We start from the raw sequence: 16,140 nt of genomic DNA, 5'->3' as shown, positions 1-16,140 counted from the left end.
TTAGCGTATATTAATGCTTTTGGGGGGCTGGATGGCATATCTTCAGCGTTGTAACCGTCTGTATCAGCGTCTTGCTGTCGCTGGGGGGTTCGCTAATAGTCCAAGTAATATTAGCGTTATCGGGCCTATGGTCGCAGTAGACTCGGACCCTGTCGGGCTTGTTGGTTTCGGAGGGAGTATTTGGCGGATAGGGGAATCTAAGGTTGTGGCGTCGGAGGTTGTGAGGCTCCCTTGTATCCGGTAAGTATTTCCGCCTTGGGCAGCCAGGATGGTGAGCATGCCCACATTATAGGCCGACACGCTCGTGTCCCAGTTGGAGCCGATGTTCAGATAGTTTCCCGTGCCCACATTGTATAAGTACACGGCCTTCATGTCTTCCTCGCTGCTGTTGATGCAGCTGGCGATAGAGTTGTCCATCTTGAAAATTAGCAATATCCATTAATTATTATCTTTTGAAAACTAAAAAACAGCTTTGTTTTATCCTTCAGAGTCTCTTTCAGTCAGGACGAAGCCGCCGGAAAGTGAGAGAAGAATGCTCGTCCGAAACTCAAGATGCGTCAGTTTTGTAAAGAAAATATAACGAAAAAAGCGTCGTGAGAAATCTGCGTTTTAGGTTCGGAAATACGGCTGGAGGGCTTGAAATCCTTGATTTATGGCATGCTTTTTTCATCAAACGCGACCAAAAGGTGGCTTTTTAGGCTCAAGGAGGTTGCCTTTCGCAAGGTCGGAAGCCGTTAGAAGCCATGTAGTTTGCCGCTTTCTGCGAGACAAAAGGTGGCTTCCTGCTTTTCTTGCTCCTGTTTTTGGGGGCTTTAGGCCCCGTGATTTTCTGTAATGCTCTGATATTCAGAAGGCTATAAAAAGCTGAAATTTAGGCCTGTTTTCGCGGCAACTTGTGTGCCCGTTTGATTTGAAGGCTTTATTTTAGAGATGTTTGTAATAAAAAAATAACACATGAGCACTTCTCCTGTTTTTCTGTTTTCGCGGCGCACGATCCAGGTTGCTGTTTCCGGAACGGCTTTTCCAAGATTTAATGAAAGATTTATTTTGCACTCTCGGCAAAATATTGTAATTTTGCATGTCGGAAATAAATACCATATTATATGTATAGATCGAATACCTGTGGAGAGCTTCGTCTCTCTGATGCTGGTAAGCAAGTTACGCTTGCGGGATGGGTGCAGCGTGTGAGGAAGATGGGCGGCATGACCTTTGTCGACCTCCGCGATCGTTATGGTCTCACCCAGTTGGTTTTCAATGAGGCTGACAATCAAGTCCTCTGCGACGCGGCAAACAAGCTTGGGCGCGAATATTGCATTCAGGTGAGGGGTGTTGTCGGTGAGCGGCAGAGCAAGAACCCGAAGATGGATACGGGAGATATAGAGATACTGGCAAGAGAGCTGGACATTCTGAGTCCCAGCCTTACGCCCCCTTTCACGATAGAGGATAACACCGACGGCGGCGACGATCTCCGTATGAAATATCGTTATTTAGACCTTCGCCGCCCCTCTGTGCGCAAGAATCTGGAGCTGCGCCACCGCATGACGATTCTTATCCGCAACTTCTTGGACGACAAGGACTTCATAGAGGTGGAGACGCCGATCCTGATAGGCAGCACCCCGGAGGGCGCCCGCGACTTCGTGGTGCCCTCTCGCATGAATCCCGGACAGTTTTATGCTTTGCCTCAAAGTCCGCAAACCCTGAAGCAATTGCTCATGGTAGCGGGCTTCGACCGCTATTTCCAGATTGCCAAGTGTTTCCGCGACGAGGATTTGCGCGCTGACCGCCAGCCGGAGTTTACCCAGATAGACTGCGAGATGAGCTATGTGGATCAGGACGATGTCATTGCTATCTTTGAGGATATGGCCCGGATGCTGTTTAAGGAAATCCGAGGCGTGGAGCTGCCGGAGAGGCTTGAGCAGATGACTTGGCATGAGGCGATGCGCCGCTTTGGGTCTGATAAACCCGACCTTCGCTTCGGCATGGAGTTCGTGGAACTGAAGGAGGCTTTCAGTGGGAAGGGAGATTTCTCCGTATTTAATGAGGCCAAGTATATCGGCGGTATCTGCGTGCCCGGATGTGCCGACTACACCCGCAAGCAGCTTGACCAGCTTACGGACTTCGTAAAGCGGCCGCAGGTGGGGGCCAAGGGACTTGTCTATATCAAGTATAATGCTGACGGAACCGTTAAGAGTTCTGTCGATAAATTCTATGCCCCTGGGGTGCTTCAGGAAATCAAGCAGGCAATGGGAGCCAAGAACGGCGACCTCGTACTCATCCTGAGCGGCGACAATGTCAATAAGACTCGCGTACAGCTTTGTACGCTCCGTCTGGAGATGGGCGACCGTCTGGGTCTTCGCGACAAAAATGTCTTCAGGTGTCTTTGGATTGTTGACTTCCCGCTCTTTGAATGGAGCGATGAGGAGCAACGCCTAATGGCGACGCACCATCCGTTTACGATGCCGAATCCTGACGATATCCCATTGCTGGAAGAGCATCCGGAGCAGGTAAGAGCCAAGGCATACGACTTTGTCTGCAACGGCATCGAGGTGGGTGGAGGCTCAATTCGTATACACGATACGAGGCTTCAGGGAAAGATGTTCAAGATTCTCGGTTTCACCCAGGAGCGTGCCGAAGCCCAGTTCGGATTCCTGATGAACGCCTTCAAGTATGGTGCTCCTCCCCATGCCGGTCTGGCCTTCGGTCTCGATCGCTTCGTTTCCATCATGGCGGGACTTGATTCGATCCGCGACTGTATCGCGTTCCCCAAGAATAATTCAGGCCGTGATGTGATGCTCGATGCCCCTTCGGAATTGGATTCGAAACAACTTGACGAACTTCGGATAAAAGTTGATTTGAATCAAGAGGGGTAAAAATGATTGACAAAAAATAAATAAAAACAGCATTTTCCTGTCATATTTTTGGAAGTTTCGAAGATAAATAGCTAACTTTGTGGCGTTTAAGGGTAAAAGCCGTTAGTTATTTTTGAGAGACGGTTAAATTAAAATTTAAAATTATTATGGCAGAAAAGAAAGCAACAAAGGTGGCTGCAACAGCAAAGAAAGCAGCTCCTGTAAAGAAAGAAGCAGCCGTAAAGGTAACTCCTGCAAAAAAGGTTGAGGCTCCCAAGAAGACAGCTGTAGCAAAGGCAACCGTAGAATTCAACGCTTTGAATGTAGGTTTTAAGGCCGGTGATGTATATCAGGCACTTGCAACGGCAAAAAAGGGTCTTACGGTAGCAGAGATTGCGAAGGCAGCTAAGATTAGTACAGAGGAAGTGCTCCTCGGCATGGGCTGGCTCTTCAAAGAAGGCAAGATTAAGGATGAGGGCACAAAGGTGGTTCTCGCTTAAATCGATGATATTTCAGAAAGGCCGTGCTCTAATTCAATAAGAGTACGGCTTTTTTTATAAATAAAAGGAAGTGAATTACGACAAGGAGATTATTCGCGTATTGCGGGAAGTTGACGATGAGGGAATCTCGATCATGAAGATTGCCCGTCATGTATTCAATGCCTGTAATTCACTCTTTGAGCCAGAGGACTTTGAAGCAGTTCATAAGGATGTGGCGAAGTTTCTTACGAGACATTCGAAAAACCCTGGTTCGATAATAGAAAAAGCAAAGATCAGGGGACGCTATCGCCTGAACATGAAGTCTGGAAAGGCACGACAGTTGATACTGAACTTTGCGATGGATGAACAGCGAGGGGAAGAGTCGGCCGGCGCTGATAACGGTAGCGTCCTTTCCCTGTTTGGGTAAATATTCCGGCGAATATTTTTGGGTCTGGTTTTTTTTGCCTATATTTGTGCCAATAATACTGAATGTTATGGAGAATACTAACAGTCATCTGGTCATTATGGCAGGTGGAGTGGGTAGCAGGTTCTGGCCCATGAGTACCACGGACAAGCCGAAGCAGTTTATCGATGTGCTAGGAGTGGGGAAGTCGTTGCTTCAACTTACCTATCAACGCTTTCAAGATGTCTGTAATCCACGAAATGTGTGGGTGGTAACAAATGCCAGATATGCAGATATTGTCAAGGAACAATTGCCGGAAGTGCCCCAAAGCCAGATTCTCCTTGAGCCATGCCGTCGCAATACGGCTCCCTGTATTGCCTATGTCAGTTGGCGAATCAAATCGCAGGACAATAAGGCGAATATCGTGGTTTCTCCCAGCGACCACATCGTTACGGATGAAAATGAATTCAGGCGGATCATTCAGTTGTGCTTGAATTTCACGCGGGAGACCGATGCCATTGTAACCTTGGGCATGAAGCCGAACCGTCCGGAGACGGGATATGGATACATTAAAGCCGACCTATCCTTGAGCTCTCCCCGCCAGAAAGAAATCTTCCGGGTAGACAGTTTCCGTGAAAAGCCCGACTTACCGACCGCCATTCAGTATATCAAGAATAAAGATTATTTCTGGAATGCGGGAATTTTCATCTGGAGTGCAAGTACCATCGTGAATGCTTTTCGTGTCTATGCCCCCTCCATAGCAAAGGTGTTTGAAAGCCTGCGTCCCATTTACGGGACGCCTGAAGAACAGGAAGAAATCAATCGCAGGTATCCGGAGTGTGCCAGTATCTCGGTGGATTATGCCATTATGGAGCGGGCAGAGGAAATCTTTGTATGTCCGGCGGAATTCGGTTGGAGCGACCTCGGCACTTGGGGAAGTCTCCTGATGCAGACCAAGAAAGACCTTTATGGCAATAGCCTCATAGGAGAGAATATAGAAATGTATGATAGCCATAACTGCATAGTGCACACTACTCAGGAGAGCCATGTAGTTATACAGGGGCTTGACAATTATATCGTTGCTGAGAAAGACGGCACTTTATTGATATGCAACTTATCTGAGGAGCAACGAATCAAACAATTCAGTGGAGAAGATAAATAGTCATTCTTCTCCACGGATGCCCTTTTTGCGCTTGATATACCATTTTACGAGGAAATAGACGAATGCGATACCTATTAGCGCCATTATGATTACCTTGATGTAATCGCTGTATTCCATAATCTTATTTGTCAACTGGTCTTCTGGAACAATAGAGTGGAGATACCAGCCAAGAGCAGCAAGAATGCAGTTCCATGCGCCTGCCCCCAGGGTCGTATAGAGCAGAAACTGCCAATATTTCATCTTTGCCAAGCCCGCGGGGATGGAAATCAGGTGGCGGATTCCTGGTATAAGTCGGCCTGTAAGGGTTGCTGCGATGCCATGATCATAGAAGTATTTCTCGCTCTTCTCTACCTTTTCCTGGTTCAGCAGGCAAGCATGCCCCCAACGGCTGTTTGCGAACTTATAGATGATGGGCCGCCCGAGATAATATCCTGCAAGATAGTTGATTGTCGCACCACAATCTGCACCGATTGTTGCAAATAAGATGACAAGGAAAATATTGAGGTTCCCACCGGCGGCATGATAGGCTGCCGGCGACACTACGAACTCTGAAGGGACGGGAATAACCGTACTTTCCAATAACATCAGAAAGAAGATGGTTCCATAATTCAGATTTCCCAAGAGGGTTGATAGCCAGTTCATTTCTTTTCTATTAAATAATTGTAATACTTTTTTTCATCTAAGTCTTCCGGTAAGATGTCTTCAAAAGCGATACTTACTTCATATGGGTTTCTATCACAGGCAATCTTAAGATATAGCTCATATTCGTCTTGTTTTCCTAAAGACTTGCAGCAATAGGCCATATAGGCATAGCCATCTTCCCAGTCATCAGGCACCATCGCGAACAGATGTGAGAGTAACCTGTAGCACAGCACTTGGTAACCATTTTCAAAAACGGAAACCGCAATGCGGAAAACAATTTCCGGATTTTCTTTAGAATTGGTGATTGCGGCGGTAAAGAATTTTACGGCCTGTTTCACATTCTGCCGTTGTAGTTCCATGTATCCTTTGATGACCATGGCTTCGTTGGCGTCGAGCTCGTCTTTTTCCAATGCTTTGTCTATCGTGGCCAAAGCTTTGTCCATTTCATTGAGATTGGAATATGTAAACGCTAATTGCTTGTACATGTCAGCTTGCCGGGCATCGTCTCCCTCGGCCAGTTCTATGGCTTTTCGGAAGTGGGGTATTGTTTCCTCAGACCTGCCGAGATTTAAAAGAATCGTTCCAACGAACATTTCGCCCATGGGATCTTGCGGATGCAATCTGGCATAGCGCTGATAGTATTCTAAAGCGCCTTCTAAATTGTGGATGCTAAAAAGCCCGTTTGCTTTGTTTACAATAGCATCGGTATCATTAGGATTAATGGCAATGGCGAATTCGCTGCTTTGTATGGAGTCGCTAATGTTGCCGCGCATGAATTGTGTGGTGGCCAGTTGGTTCCAATAATATGATGAGAAGGGTTCTTTTTCTGTAAGTTCTTGATAAATTCTTTCAGCTTCTTCAAAGTCTTCTTCTGATAATACCATGCGGGCTTTGAGCTCAAGATAGTCGGTGGAATTCCGGTCTTCCGACCTTTCTAACCATTTTTCCATCTCATTGGCATAGCCATAGTCAGCATAGAGATTAGCCACATCTAAGACATAATCTTCCTTGTCTTCCTCGTCTATGTCTGCATATTTGGACTCAAGGTATTCGTCGGCCTTTTCTATCTGGTTATCGGCAAGCATGATTTCCGCGTACAGATAATAATAGTCAAGGTCGCTCTTGTCATCAATGCAGGCAGCATATTCCTTGGCTTTCTCGATATCCTGTTCGGTAATCAACGCTATACGCGAGCGCAGAAGGAGTGGGGCGAGTGCTCCGGGGAATAGCCTCAGGGCCTGGTCTATCGCTTCTTTCGCTTTCTCCGTATTGCCATTCTCTTGATAATATTCTGCAATATGCGTGAATTCGTCTGGTTCTAAATAGATTGAATCACCAGTAAGGACTGATGATTCATATCTCTTCAAGATATCCTTGAAAGGTTTGCTGTCAAAGTAATTGTCGTTATATGCCATTTATTGTTTATTCTGCTTGGCCCAAGTATCTTTCAAACCGACAGTCTTGTTGTATACAGGATGCTCTGCCGTTGAGTCCGGGTCGGCCATAAAGTATCCTATACGCTGGAACTGGAGATATTCACCGGAAATTTTATCTGCAGCATATTTCTCGACATAGCAGTTGGTGTATATGTGCAGGGAGTCGGGATTCAGGAGCTCATGGAAGTCTCTCTCGTCGGCGGACGGGTTTTCTACATAAAACAATCGGTCATATTCGCGGACTTCAGCCTTTACGCAATGCTCGGCCGAAACCCAATGTAAGGTGCCCTTTACCTTGCGGTTTGCACCTTCAAGGCCACTTTTGCTTTGCGGGTCGTATGTCGCCTGTATCTCTGTAATGTTGCCGTTTGCATCTTGTGTGCATCCCGTACACATAATAATGTATGCATTCTTCAGGCGTACTTCTTTTCCCGGGGTTAGGCGAAAGAACTTTTTAGGGGCATCAATCATGAAGTCTTCACGCTCAATCCAGAGATTCTTAGAGAATGTAATGGTATGTGTGCCATCTGCTTCGTTTTCTGGATTATTGACGGCTTCCATTTCTTCAGACTGGTCTTCGGGATAGTTTGTAATGACCAACCTTACAGGATCGAGCACTGCGGAGACCCGACAAGATTTCTTATTCAAATCATCTCTTACGGCGGCCTCAAGTAACGCGACATCGTTCAGCGCGTCAAACTTGGTATAGCCGATGCTGTCAATAAAGGCGCGAATGGATTCCGGTGAGTATCCCCGACGGCGCATGCCACATAATGTAGGCATGCGGGGATCGTCCCATCCAGTTACCAAGTGCTCATCCACGAGTGTATGGAGTTTGCGTTTGGACATAACCGTATAGGTAAGATTCAGGCGATTAAACTCTATCTGCCGTGGACGGTTGTCGTGTAACAGGTCTGCTGTGCCGTCCATTTCTTTGAGATAGTCGATAAACTTATCATAAAGAGGGCGGTGGGGAACAAATTCAAGGGTACAGATAGAATGGGTAACCCCTTCGAAATAGTCGCTCTGTCCATGCGCGAAGTCATACATAGGGTATGCGTGCCATTTGTTTCCCGTGCGGTGGTGCGATGTTTGGATGATGCGATACATGATCGGATCACGGAAATGCATGTTCGGATGGGTCATGTCGAGTTTGGCCCTCAGTACCATACTGCCTTCTGCGGCCTCGGGAGTATTCATCTTTTTGAAGAGTTCCAAATTCTCCTCAATAGGCCGGTTACGGTAAGGTGATGCGACACCTGGAGTTGTTGGCGTTCCTTTCTGTTCTGCAATTTGTTCTGAGGTCTGCTCATCAATATAGGCATGCCCTTGTTCTATCATCCAGATTGCAAAGTTCCAGAGCTTCTGGAAATAGTCAGAAGCAAAATAAATATTGCCCCACTTGAAGCCTAACCATTTGATATCCTCCAGTATATTCTCTACATATTCAGTGTTTTCCTTACTGGGATTGGTGTCATCGAAACGAAGATTGCAGATGCCGTTATATTTCTCCGCAACCCCGAAATCCATACAGATGGCTTTGGCATGGCCGATATGAAGATAACCGTTTGGCTCTGGCGGGAAGCGCGTCTGTATGCGGCCTCCATTCTTCCCTTCAGCCAAGTCTTCTTCTACGAGTTGCTCTACAAAGCTGAGGGTTTTCTTCTCTTCGCTTGAGTTTTCTTCTTTAGTTGTCATATTCAACACCAGTTTTAATTACGCTGCAAAGATACATAAAATCATTTTAATAATGGCAGAAACTTGAAAGTTTCATACATGCAGGATTGCTTGTAAGGTAATTGACCCATATTTAATCCTCATAGTAGAATTGTTTGGGAAAAAGCGGATCCTATTCGGTTTCATTTTGATTGCCCTATGGCCATTTTCCATTTCTGCGGATTTTATCCGTAGCGCCCGGAACAAGAAATTCATTGATGGCAAAAATATTATTGTTGTTCTCCGAGTTTCTGTTGAGAATCGTACGGAAGCAGGTAGATCTGATTTTGTTGAGTAAAGGATTTTTTTGTCTGATATCTTTTAAGCTGCCGCCACTTACTATTTGAACCATCGGGCGTCATGATCTCCCTGTCTCAAACAGAATAATGAAAGCTGTCTGGCTTGCATGTATTTCAGCAGGTTTCGTGAAGAAAAAATAAATCTGTTGGACTTTATTCGAAAGGTGGAAAAGAATGGGCTGTTGGGAGAAAAATGCGCAACTTTGCGCAGGAAAACGGGCCCTTTGGAGACTTTTTCCGACGAAAAGGTTGAAAAACATCTATTTTTATTTGCGTTATTATCAAAAAGTGTATATATTTGTTCATGTTATCCTGAATACAATCTTTTTACCTTAAGAAGCTAATATCCCATTGAAACGGAAAGCCCCCTCTGTGAAGAGGAGGGCTTTTTATATGCAGGGGCTTGGCGCCTTGTCGGATCATGCCATGGCCGGAGGCTTGGATAAGCCTATTTTATCCCCCTGCTGTTTAAAGCTTTCAAGTATTTCGAGGCATTCTGCAAGTGCTCTTGATAGGTATGCGCAAAATTGTGTGTTCCGCTGAAATCTTCTTTCGCGCACATGTAGAGATAATTATGCTGCTCAAGATTCAATACGGCGTCAATACCGGCGACGCTCGGAATCCGGATCGGTCCGGGTGGAAGTCCTATGTTTTTATATGTATTGTAGGGGCTGTTTACGCTCAGCATGTTGTGATAGATGCGCCTGAGGTCGAAGTCTTTCAGGGCAAACTTGATCGTGGGATCGGCTTGCAGGGGCATTCCCAGAGGATATTCCTTATCACGGAAGTTCAGCCGGTTGTAGTACATTCCTGCCACTTTTGGCTTTTCCGCTTCGTTTGCGGTTTCCTCATCGACGATGCTTGCCAGCGTGATTACCTCCACATGCGAGAGCTTGAGTTGTTTTGCCTTGGCCGTGCGACTGCCGTTCCAGAATTTTTGGTTCTCTTCCTGCATTTTCTCCAGAAACCTATCCAATGAGATATTCCAGTAAACATCGTAAGTATTGGGGATGAACAGTGCCGGGATGGTTTCCTCCGTATACCCCATTCGTCGAAGGAGAGTGTCGTTGTTGAAAGCATTATGGAGGGTGGCGCTATCCAGCATCAGCCTCTTTGACAATTCCGCGGCCAGTTTATCCATCGTGCGCACCGAGGGTATGGTCAGTCTTACGGGCTTCTGCATGCCGTTCTTCATGTGACGGAAAAGCTGGAATGCCCCGATGGAGGTTGTTATCTCGTATCGTCCTGTGCGGATGTGGTCTTCGTATTGACAGTGGCGGGAAAGTATGCGGAAGGCTCTCATGCCATGTTCGGATACGATAGAATCGAGATGGGTGTATATGGAGTCGATATTGTCATCTGCGTCCACATATATATATTGCGTATAGGGTTTCGTGCTGATAGCAGAAAAGAAATAATAGTAAACGATCCCGACGATTATCAGCAGGCAGGTCCCTGCCGGTATGAGGTATTTTTTCTTCTGATTCTTTTTCATGATGATGTATATCAAAAACGATTACAAAGATACTGTAAAATTTCGGTTTATGTTCAGTGTTACGGAATATTTTTTCTAAATTTGTGCAGTATTTAAGAGATGGCGATATGAGATACGATACCTATATATTTGACTTAGACGGGACATTGCTTGATTCCCTGAACGATTTGTATATCAGTACGAATTATGCCTTGCGTTTGCACGGGATGCCGGAAAGAACCCTGGATGAAGTCCGCCAGTTCGTGGGCAACGGGGTTAAGAAGCTGATGGAGAGAGCCATCCCCGCGGGATTGGAGAATCCGAAGTTCGAGGAGACCTTTGCGACATTCCGGGAGCATTATCTGGTGCATAACCTCGACACGACAATGCCTTACCCCGGTGTTTTGCAAATGTTGAAAAAGCTCAAGTCGCAGGATAAGAATCTTGCTATCGTGAGTAACAAGTTCTATGCGGCCACACAGAGTCTTTGCCGTCATTTCTTTGGAGATTATGTTTCGGTGGCTATCGGCGAGAGAGAGAATATCCGCAAGAAGCCCGCTCCGGATACGGTCAGGGAAGCCCTGCGGCAGCTGGGGACAAGCACTGATCATGCCGTGTATATAGGCGATAGTGAAGTAGACATCATGACGGCTAAGAATAGCGGCATGCCTTGTATCAGCGTCTTGTGGGGCTTCAGGACGCGGGAATTCCTGTTGGCACATGGTGCCGAGAGGTTTATCAGCAGCCCGGAAGAACTGTTACGGCTATAAGGCGGAGACAGCCAAAATCTCTTTCGTGAAATTACCAGCGGTTGGCAATGCTGTTACTAAGCGTTTGTAATGCTGTTACCAGCGGCTTGTAATCATGTTACAAGCTGCTTGTAATTACACCAGAAGAAGTCATTGTGCCAGCCCTCAGTATTAAGCCTTATTCGTATCTGATAGCTTCGATGGGGTCGAGCCGTGCGGCTTTCTTGGCTGGATACCATCCGAAGAAGACTCCCGTGAAGGTGCAGACCGCAAAACTCATGATGATACTCCAAGGCTGGATGGATATTGGCCAGTGGGCAAACGCGTTGACGGCATACGAGGCACCGACTCCGAGGAGCACTCCGATGATTCCTCCGGTTACACTTAGCAGGATTGCCTCTATCAGGAACTGGTTCAGGATGTCGATGCCACGGGCACCGACGCTCATGCGCAGGCCTATCTCGCGGGTGCGCTCGGTAACAGACACATACATGATGTTCATGATGCCGATGCCGCCGACAATCAAAGAGATGCCCGCCACGCAGCCCAAGAGAATGGTCAGCATGTCGGTGGTGGAGTTCATCATGCTGGAAAGCTCTTCCTGTGAGCGGATATTGAAGTCGTCATCGTCGCCTTCCGCTTCTTCCGTGGCTTCCTTCAGCTTATGGTTCCTGCGCAGAATAGAGGTGATTTCCTCCGTAGCCTTGCTTGTAACCCCTTCCGTGATGGCCGAGCAGTTGATGCCGCCGAGATAGGTCTGGGCAAGGATGCGCTTCATGACCGTGGTGTATGGCGCCAGAACAAGATTGTCCTGATCCATTCCCATGGAGTTATAGCCTTTCTTCTTGAGTACGCCCACCACGCGGAATGGAATCGTTCCGAAGCGGATAACCTTGCCTACGGGATCCTTGCCGTCGGGGAACAGGTAGTCTACGACCGTCTGCCCGAGCACGCACACCTTGGCGCTGGCCTTGATGTCCGTATCGGAAAACATCTCTCCATCTGCCACAGAGAGCTGCCGTATCTCAAGGTAGTCGCGGTTAACTCCATAGATTGTAGACTGCGTATTATTGTTTCCGTAGATCCATTGGCCGGAGCTGTTGACGGTTGGGCTTATTGCCTTGATATAATTGCACTCGTTCTTGATAGCCTCGTAGTCAGTAATCTTCAGCGTCTGCATGGCCGACGGGTCTTGCCTCACGCCTCCGCGCATGTCGGCCCCGGGCGAGATCATGATCATGTTAGAGCCCATCTCCGCTATGTTCGCTTGAATACTCTTCTTGGAACCTTGACCGATGGCGAGCATGGTGATGACGGAAGCCACGCCGATGATGATGCCGAGAGCCGTGAGGAATGATCGGGTTTTGTTGGCCGAGATGGCTCTCAACGCTATTTTAAAGAGGTTTGCATAGTTCATTATTCATCCGAGTTTTCCGGCAGGGCGGCCAATCCTTCGGCTGCCGACCTGATATTGTGATTATACTCATCGCTGATAACGCGGCCGTCACGCAGGAGAATGTTCCTGCTTGAATAGTTGGCTATGTCGGGATTGTGAGTTACGAAGATAATGGTCCTGCCTTCTGCATGCAATTTCTGGAATAGAACGAGAATCTCAAAAGAAGTGCGGGTGTCCAGGTTGCCAGTTGCCTCGTCGGCCAAAATCACGGTGGGATTGTTCACCAGGGCGCGGGCAATGGCGACGCGCTGCATCTGTCCACCCGACATCTGGTTTGATTTGTGATAAAGTCGCTCGCCAAGTCCGACCGCCTGAAGGGCCTCAATGGCTCTCTTCGTACGCTCGTCTGCGCTTACACTGCTGTTGTACATCAGGGGAAGTTCCACATTCTCCACGCTCGTTGTCTTTGGGAGTAGGTTGTAGCTCTGGAAGATAAAGCCTATCTTGCGGTTCCGGAGGATAGCTCTCTGTGATTTCGACATCGTCCGTACGCTCACTCCGTCCAGATAATATTCGCCGGTGGTCGGAGTGTCGAGACAGCCGAGCTGATTTAACAGCGTCGATTTGCCGGATCCTGACTTGCCCATGATGGTAACAAACTCACCCTCGAAGATCTTAAAACTTACACCTCTGAGCGCATGTACGGTCTCGTCGCCCACGAGAAAGTCGCGCTTTACATCCTGCAGTTCTATGACAACCTTCCTGCCGCGGTTATTTGCTTCCATTCCTGTTGTTCTTGTTGTTGCGGCGAGGGCCGGGCGCAAACGGGCTGCTCTCTTGTGAGGAGACTGTCGATTCCTCGTCTGTCGTGGCACTCACACCGGTAATGACTTCCTTTCCTTCTTGGATGCCGCTCAGAATCTGGGTGTGAGTGCCGTCGCTGATGCCGATATTGACACTATGGGCAACAATGTTGTTTCCCTCTATCGTCCACACCTTGTTCTTGCCGTTGGTGTCCAGAATCTTCTTGTCGCCTACCGTTTCCTTTTGCGGAGTATACCGCAGGGCCTTTGTCGGGATGCTCAACACGCCGTTGTGTTCCTGTGTATAGATGGTAACATTGGCTGTAAGACCGGGTTTCAGCTTCAAGTCCGCGTTAGGGGCACTAATGACAACTTCATAGGTTACGACATTATTGGTAGTCGTAGCTTCCTGACGGACTTGCTTTACCGTTCCCTCGAAAGTGTCATTAGGGTAGGCGTCGACGGTAAACGAAACCCTTTCACCGGTCTTTACATCACCGATGTCCGCCTCGTCTACATCTGCGACCACCTGCATATTGGTCAAGTCTTGCGCAATCTTGAAGAGTTCCGGGGTGCTGAAGCTGGCTGCGACGGTCTGTCCTTCTTCCACAGACTTTGAGAGAACGATGCCGTCTATAGGAGAGGTAATGGTCGCATAACCCAGGTTGGTCTGCGCGCGCTTCACCTCTTCCTCCGTGCTTGCTACCTGTTGTTTCGCTGATTTAACGCTCTGTAAGCTGGTCTGATAGCTTAGGCGGGCGGTTTCGAAGTCGTTTGCGGAGACAAGTCCTTTCTGATAAAGTGTCTGATAGCGTTTATAATTGGCGCTCTGATAGTTATAATCGCTTTGCGCGCTCTGCTGCTGAGCCTTGGCCTGTTGAAGCTGAGCCTTGACCGAATTGAGCTGACTGGTAAGGTTCGACTTGTCCAGTTCGGCAATTACCTGCCCTTTTTTGACCACGCTGTTATAGTCAACATAGAGCTTGCTTACGATACCGGAGACCTGAGTGCCCACTGTAACGGAGGTTACGGGCTCGATGGTTCCTGTGGCCGTAATGCTGTTCTGAATGTTGACCGCGGATACTTTTTCCGTTACGAAGCTCACTTTCTCTTTCTCCTTGCCTTGTGAAAATAACCAAACAAGGAGTGCAAGCATTACAAGCGCTATGGCGATATACCAGGCTTTGCTGATTTTTAGGGGATTGATGCTCATCTGTTCTTTGTTTTTCTTACCTGTCCGAATCGGTTAGCTTACCCGTTTCTTATCTCAACTCCCCGTTTTGGTAGAAGTTGAGCATGTCGATGTTGAGGATGGTGAGATATTTGCTTTGCAGCTCGTTTTGCTGCGCCTGAAGCAGATTGTCGCGACCGGTCATCAGCTCCACGGTGTTCTTCAGCCCCAACCGGAACTGCTCGCTCAAGAGATCATAGCTTGTCTGGGCACTTTCGGTACTTGTTTTAGCTGCCTTGAACATATTCTGGTTGGTAACGGCTTGCAGCCAATAGTTCTCAATGGTAGAGTAGAGGGTTGTCTGCCGGTCGCGCAGGTCAAGCATGTAGCTCTGCCGCTGGAGCATAGCCTTGCTTATGGCCGTCTTGGTCTGTCGGTGGTCAAAGATAGGAATACTTAGCGAGACCCCTCCTGCAATGTTGAGATTATTCTTCATCTGCTTTCCCCATTCATAGTCTGCCATGGAATTATGGCTGGTGCCCACTCCGGCATTGAGGCTGACAGTGGGATAGCGATAGCCTTTTGCGAGCTTCACCTGCACATTGCTTGACTCGATTCCGAGCTGCGCGTTCTTGATCTCCGGGCGGCTGCTCAATGCGGAAGTATAAACGATCTGCATGTTCGGGATATCCTGCAATGCCATTGCGTCAGTCGTTTCCGGAATCACGACATCAAACTCCTCGTCGTCAGTAATTTGCAGGAGTTGTTTCAACTGTCGCTTATAGTTTCTCAGGTTACCTTCTGCCTGTACGATGTTATACTCGTCTTGCGCTCTCTGGGCGGTTAGTTGGGCCAAGTCGGCCTTGCTCATCTTGCCTACTTCAACGAAAGCCTTGCCACGCTCCTCATTCGTCTTGCTTGTCTCAAGAGCGTTTTTACTCACTTTGATGGCTTCGTTGGAGTAGAGTATCTGCACATACAGCTGGGCTATCTGCTCCTGGATATTGTTGGCCGAGACGGCTGACTCCAGTTCTGCCTGCCGCGCGGCGAGCTTGTTCAGCTTGACCTGATTGTGATTCTGGTTGCCGTTCCAGACGGTCCAGTTGGCATTCAGCCCATAGGTGCCATTATAATATACCTTGTCCACGCTCGTCTGTACCTGGTCGTTGGCAACTATCGTGCGGCTGGATTCCGGCCATGGATTGTAGCTCACATTGTGATTGGTGCTAAAATTCAACGAGGGCAGCAGAGCGGCTTGGCTCTGCTTGACATCCTCTTCGGCAGTCATCTTCTGAACGCGGGTCTTCTGAAGCGAGATGTTATTCCGCAACGCATAGTCGATACAGTCTTTCAGTGTCCACCGGCGGGCTTCCATCTGCAATGGAAATAGCAGGAACGCCAGCCCTATCAGTGATAGTTTCCAAAAATGTTTCATATTATAATACTAATTTCCGAGAATATTTTATGTTGTTAGACGCGGAAAAACTTTCTCTGGTTTATCCACAAGTTCGGATTTTAACAATACTTATGAAAAAAGTTAATCCTGCTATAAGAGAATGGC

General features: G+C 47.8%; 14 protein-coding genes. 5 read left to right on the top strand and 9 right to left on the bottom strand.

Annotated features, from left to right (window positions below):
- Positions 1 to 63: 63 nt before the first annotated feature.
- Entirely contained in the window at positions 64 to 417 is a 354-nt protein-coding gene (locus C7120_RS11180; RefSeq protein ID WP_107621752.1) for a hypothetical protein, read from the bottom strand.
- A gap of 686 nt (positions 418 to 1,103) precedes the next feature.
- Between C7120_RS11180 and aspS the strand changes: the two genes are divergently transcribed.
- The 4 genes from aspS to C7120_RS11160 all read left to right on the top strand — a co-directional run bounded on the left by aspS (position 1,104) and on the right by C7120_RS11160 (position 4,893).
- Complete coding sequence (gene aspS, locus C7120_RS11175) at positions 1,104 to 2,870, top strand: aspartate--tRNA ligase (protein ID WP_107621751.1); 1,767 nt, start codon at positions 1,104 to 1,106, stop codon at positions 2,868 to 2,870.
- Between the two features lie 146 nt (positions 2,871 to 3,016).
- On the top strand, positions 3,017 to 3,349 hold the full coding sequence (locus C7120_RS11170; protein ID WP_107621750.1) for a winged helix-turn-helix domain-containing protein: 333 nt from the start codon (positions 3,017 to 3,019) through the stop codon (positions 3,347 to 3,349).
- Between the two features lie 70 nt (positions 3,350 to 3,419).
- Positions 3,420 to 3,755, top strand: a complete 336-nt coding sequence (locus C7120_RS11165) for a hypothetical protein (RefSeq protein ID WP_107621749.1) — start codon at positions 3,420 to 3,422, stop codon at positions 3,753 to 3,755.
- Between the two features lie 67 nt (positions 3,756 to 3,822).
- Entirely contained in the window at positions 3,823 to 4,893 is a 1,071-nt protein-coding gene (locus tag C7120_RS11160) for a mannose-1-phosphate guanylyltransferase (RefSeq protein WP_107621748.1), read from the top strand.
- Here the strand turns inward: C7120_RS11160 and C7120_RS11155 are convergent, their stop codons facing one another.
- The 4 genes from C7120_RS11155 to mltG all read right to left on the bottom strand — a co-directional run bounded on the left by C7120_RS11155 (position 4,894) and on the right by mltG (position 10,481).
- Positions 4,894 to 5,535, bottom strand: a complete 642-nt coding sequence (locus tag C7120_RS11155; protein ID WP_107621747.1) for a DedA family protein — start codon at positions 5,533 to 5,535, stop codon at positions 4,894 to 4,896.
- A complete protein-coding gene (locus C7120_RS11150) occupies positions 5,532 to 6,950 on the bottom strand; it encodes a tetratricopeptide repeat protein (protein WP_107621746.1) in 1,419 nt (472 codons plus the stop codon). Before C7120_RS11150 ends, C7120_RS11155 begins: the two co-directional genes overlap by 4 nt.
- Positions 6,951 to 8,669 carry a glutamine--tRNA ligase/YqeY domain fusion protein gene (locus tag C7120_RS11145; protein WP_107621745.1) on the bottom strand — a complete coding sequence of 573 codons (1,719 nt, stop codon included), beginning with the start codon at positions 8,667 to 8,669 and terminating at the stop codon, positions 6,951 to 6,953. It abuts the gene before it with no gap.
- A 765-nt stretch (positions 8,670 to 9,434) separates the two neighbouring features.
- Complete coding sequence (gene mltG, locus C7120_RS11135; protein ID WP_107621743.1) at positions 9,435 to 10,481, bottom strand: endolytic transglycosylase MltG; 1,047 nt, start codon at positions 10,479 to 10,481, stop codon at positions 9,435 to 9,437.
- Between the two features lie 107 nt (positions 10,482 to 10,588).
- Here mltG and C7120_RS11130 point away from each other — a divergent pair, with 107 nt between their 5' ends.
- Positions 10,589 to 11,230 carry an HAD family hydrolase gene (locus tag C7120_RS11130; RefSeq protein ID WP_107621742.1) on the top strand — a complete coding sequence of 214 codons (642 nt, stop codon included), beginning with the start codon at positions 10,589 to 10,591 and terminating at the stop codon, positions 11,228 to 11,230.
- 157 nt (positions 11,231 to 11,387) lie between these two features.
- Here the strand turns inward: C7120_RS11130 and C7120_RS11125 are convergent, their stop codons facing one another.
- Genes C7120_RS11125 through C7120_RS11110 form a run of 4 tightly spaced genes read right to left on the bottom strand, consistent with a single transcriptional unit; the run spans position 11,388 to position 16,014 of the window.
- Positions 11,388 to 12,626 (bottom strand): ABC transporter permease, encoded by a 1,239-nt coding sequence (locus C7120_RS11125; RefSeq protein ID WP_107621741.1) that lies wholly within the window; start codon positions 12,624 to 12,626, stop codon positions 11,388 to 11,390.
- Positions 12,626 to 13,390: an ABC transporter ATP-binding protein gene (locus C7120_RS11120; RefSeq protein WP_107621740.1), complete on the bottom strand. Its 765-nt coding sequence runs from the start codon at positions 13,388 to 13,390 to the stop codon at positions 12,626 to 12,628. The genes C7120_RS11125 and C7120_RS11120 overlap by 1 nt, the downstream gene beginning before the upstream one ends.
- On the bottom strand, positions 13,377 to 14,621 hold the full coding sequence (locus C7120_RS11115; protein ID WP_107621739.1) for an efflux RND transporter periplasmic adaptor subunit: 1,245 nt from the start codon (positions 14,619 to 14,621) through the stop codon (positions 13,377 to 13,379). Before C7120_RS11115 ends, C7120_RS11120 begins: the two co-directional genes overlap by 14 nt.
- 49 nt (positions 14,622 to 14,670) lie before the next feature.
- Positions 14,671 to 16,014 carry a TolC family protein gene (locus C7120_RS11110; protein WP_107621738.1) on the bottom strand — a complete coding sequence of 448 codons (1,344 nt, stop codon included), beginning with the start codon at positions 16,012 to 16,014 and terminating at the stop codon, positions 14,671 to 14,673.
- Between the last annotated feature and the right edge of the window lie 126 nt (positions 16,015 to 16,140).

Source organism: Prevotella sp. oral taxon 376 (assembly GCF_003043945.1).
Classification (GTDB): domain Bacteria; phylum Bacteroidota; class Bacteroidia; order Bacteroidales; family Bacteroidaceae; genus Prevotella.
Note: the sequence above shows the minus strand (reverse complement) of the source record. Positions and strands in the feature narration are given on the sequence as shown.

Bases quoted from the DNA above. Each gene is read 5' to 3' on its own strand.
- C7120_RS11180 (WP_107621752.1), bottom strand. From the start codon at position 417: ATGGACAACTCTATCGCCAGCTGCATCAACAGCAGCGAGGAAGACATG.
- aspS (WP_107621751.1), top strand. From the start codon at position 1,104: ATGTATAGATCGAATACCTGTGGAGAGCTTCGTCTCTCTGATGCTGGT.
- C7120_RS11170 (WP_107621750.1), top strand. From the start codon at position 3,017: ATGGCAGAAAAGAAAGCAACAAAGGTGGCTGCAACAGCAAAGAAAGCA.
- C7120_RS11160 (WP_107621748.1), top strand. From the start codon at position 3,823: ATGGAGAATACTAACAGTCATCTGGTCATTATGGCAGGTGGAGTGGGT.
- C7120_RS11155 (WP_107621747.1), bottom strand. From the start codon at position 5,535: ATGAACTGGCTATCAACCCTCTTGGGAAATCTGAATTATGGAACCATC.
- C7120_RS11150 (WP_107621746.1), bottom strand. From the start codon at position 6,950: ATGGCATATAACGACAATTACTTTGACAGCAAACCTTTCAAGGATATC.
- C7120_RS11145 (WP_107621745.1), bottom strand. From the start codon at position 8,669: ATGACAACTAAAGAAGAAAACTCAAGCGAAGAGAAGAAAACCCTCAGC.
- mltG (WP_107621743.1), bottom strand. From the start codon at position 10,481: ATGAAAAAGAATCAGAAGAAAAAATACCTCATACCGGCAGGGACCTGC.
- C7120_RS11130 (WP_107621742.1), top strand. From the start codon at position 10,589: ATGAGATACGATACCTATATATTTGACTTAGACGGGACATTGCTTGAT.
- C7120_RS11125 (WP_107621741.1), bottom strand. From the start codon at position 12,626: ATGAACTATGCAAACCTCTTTAAAATAGCGTTGAGAGCCATCTCGGCC.
- C7120_RS11120 (WP_107621740.1), bottom strand. From the start codon at position 13,390: ATGGAAGCAAATAACCGCGGCAGGAAGGTTGTCATAGAACTGCAGGAT.
- C7120_RS11115 (WP_107621739.1), bottom strand. From the start codon at position 14,621: ATGAGCATCAATCCCCTAAAAATCAGCAAAGCCTGGTATATCGCCATA.
- C7120_RS11110 (WP_107621738.1), bottom strand. From the start codon at position 16,014: ATGAAACATTTTTGGAAACTATCACTGATAGGGCTGGCGTTCCTGCTA.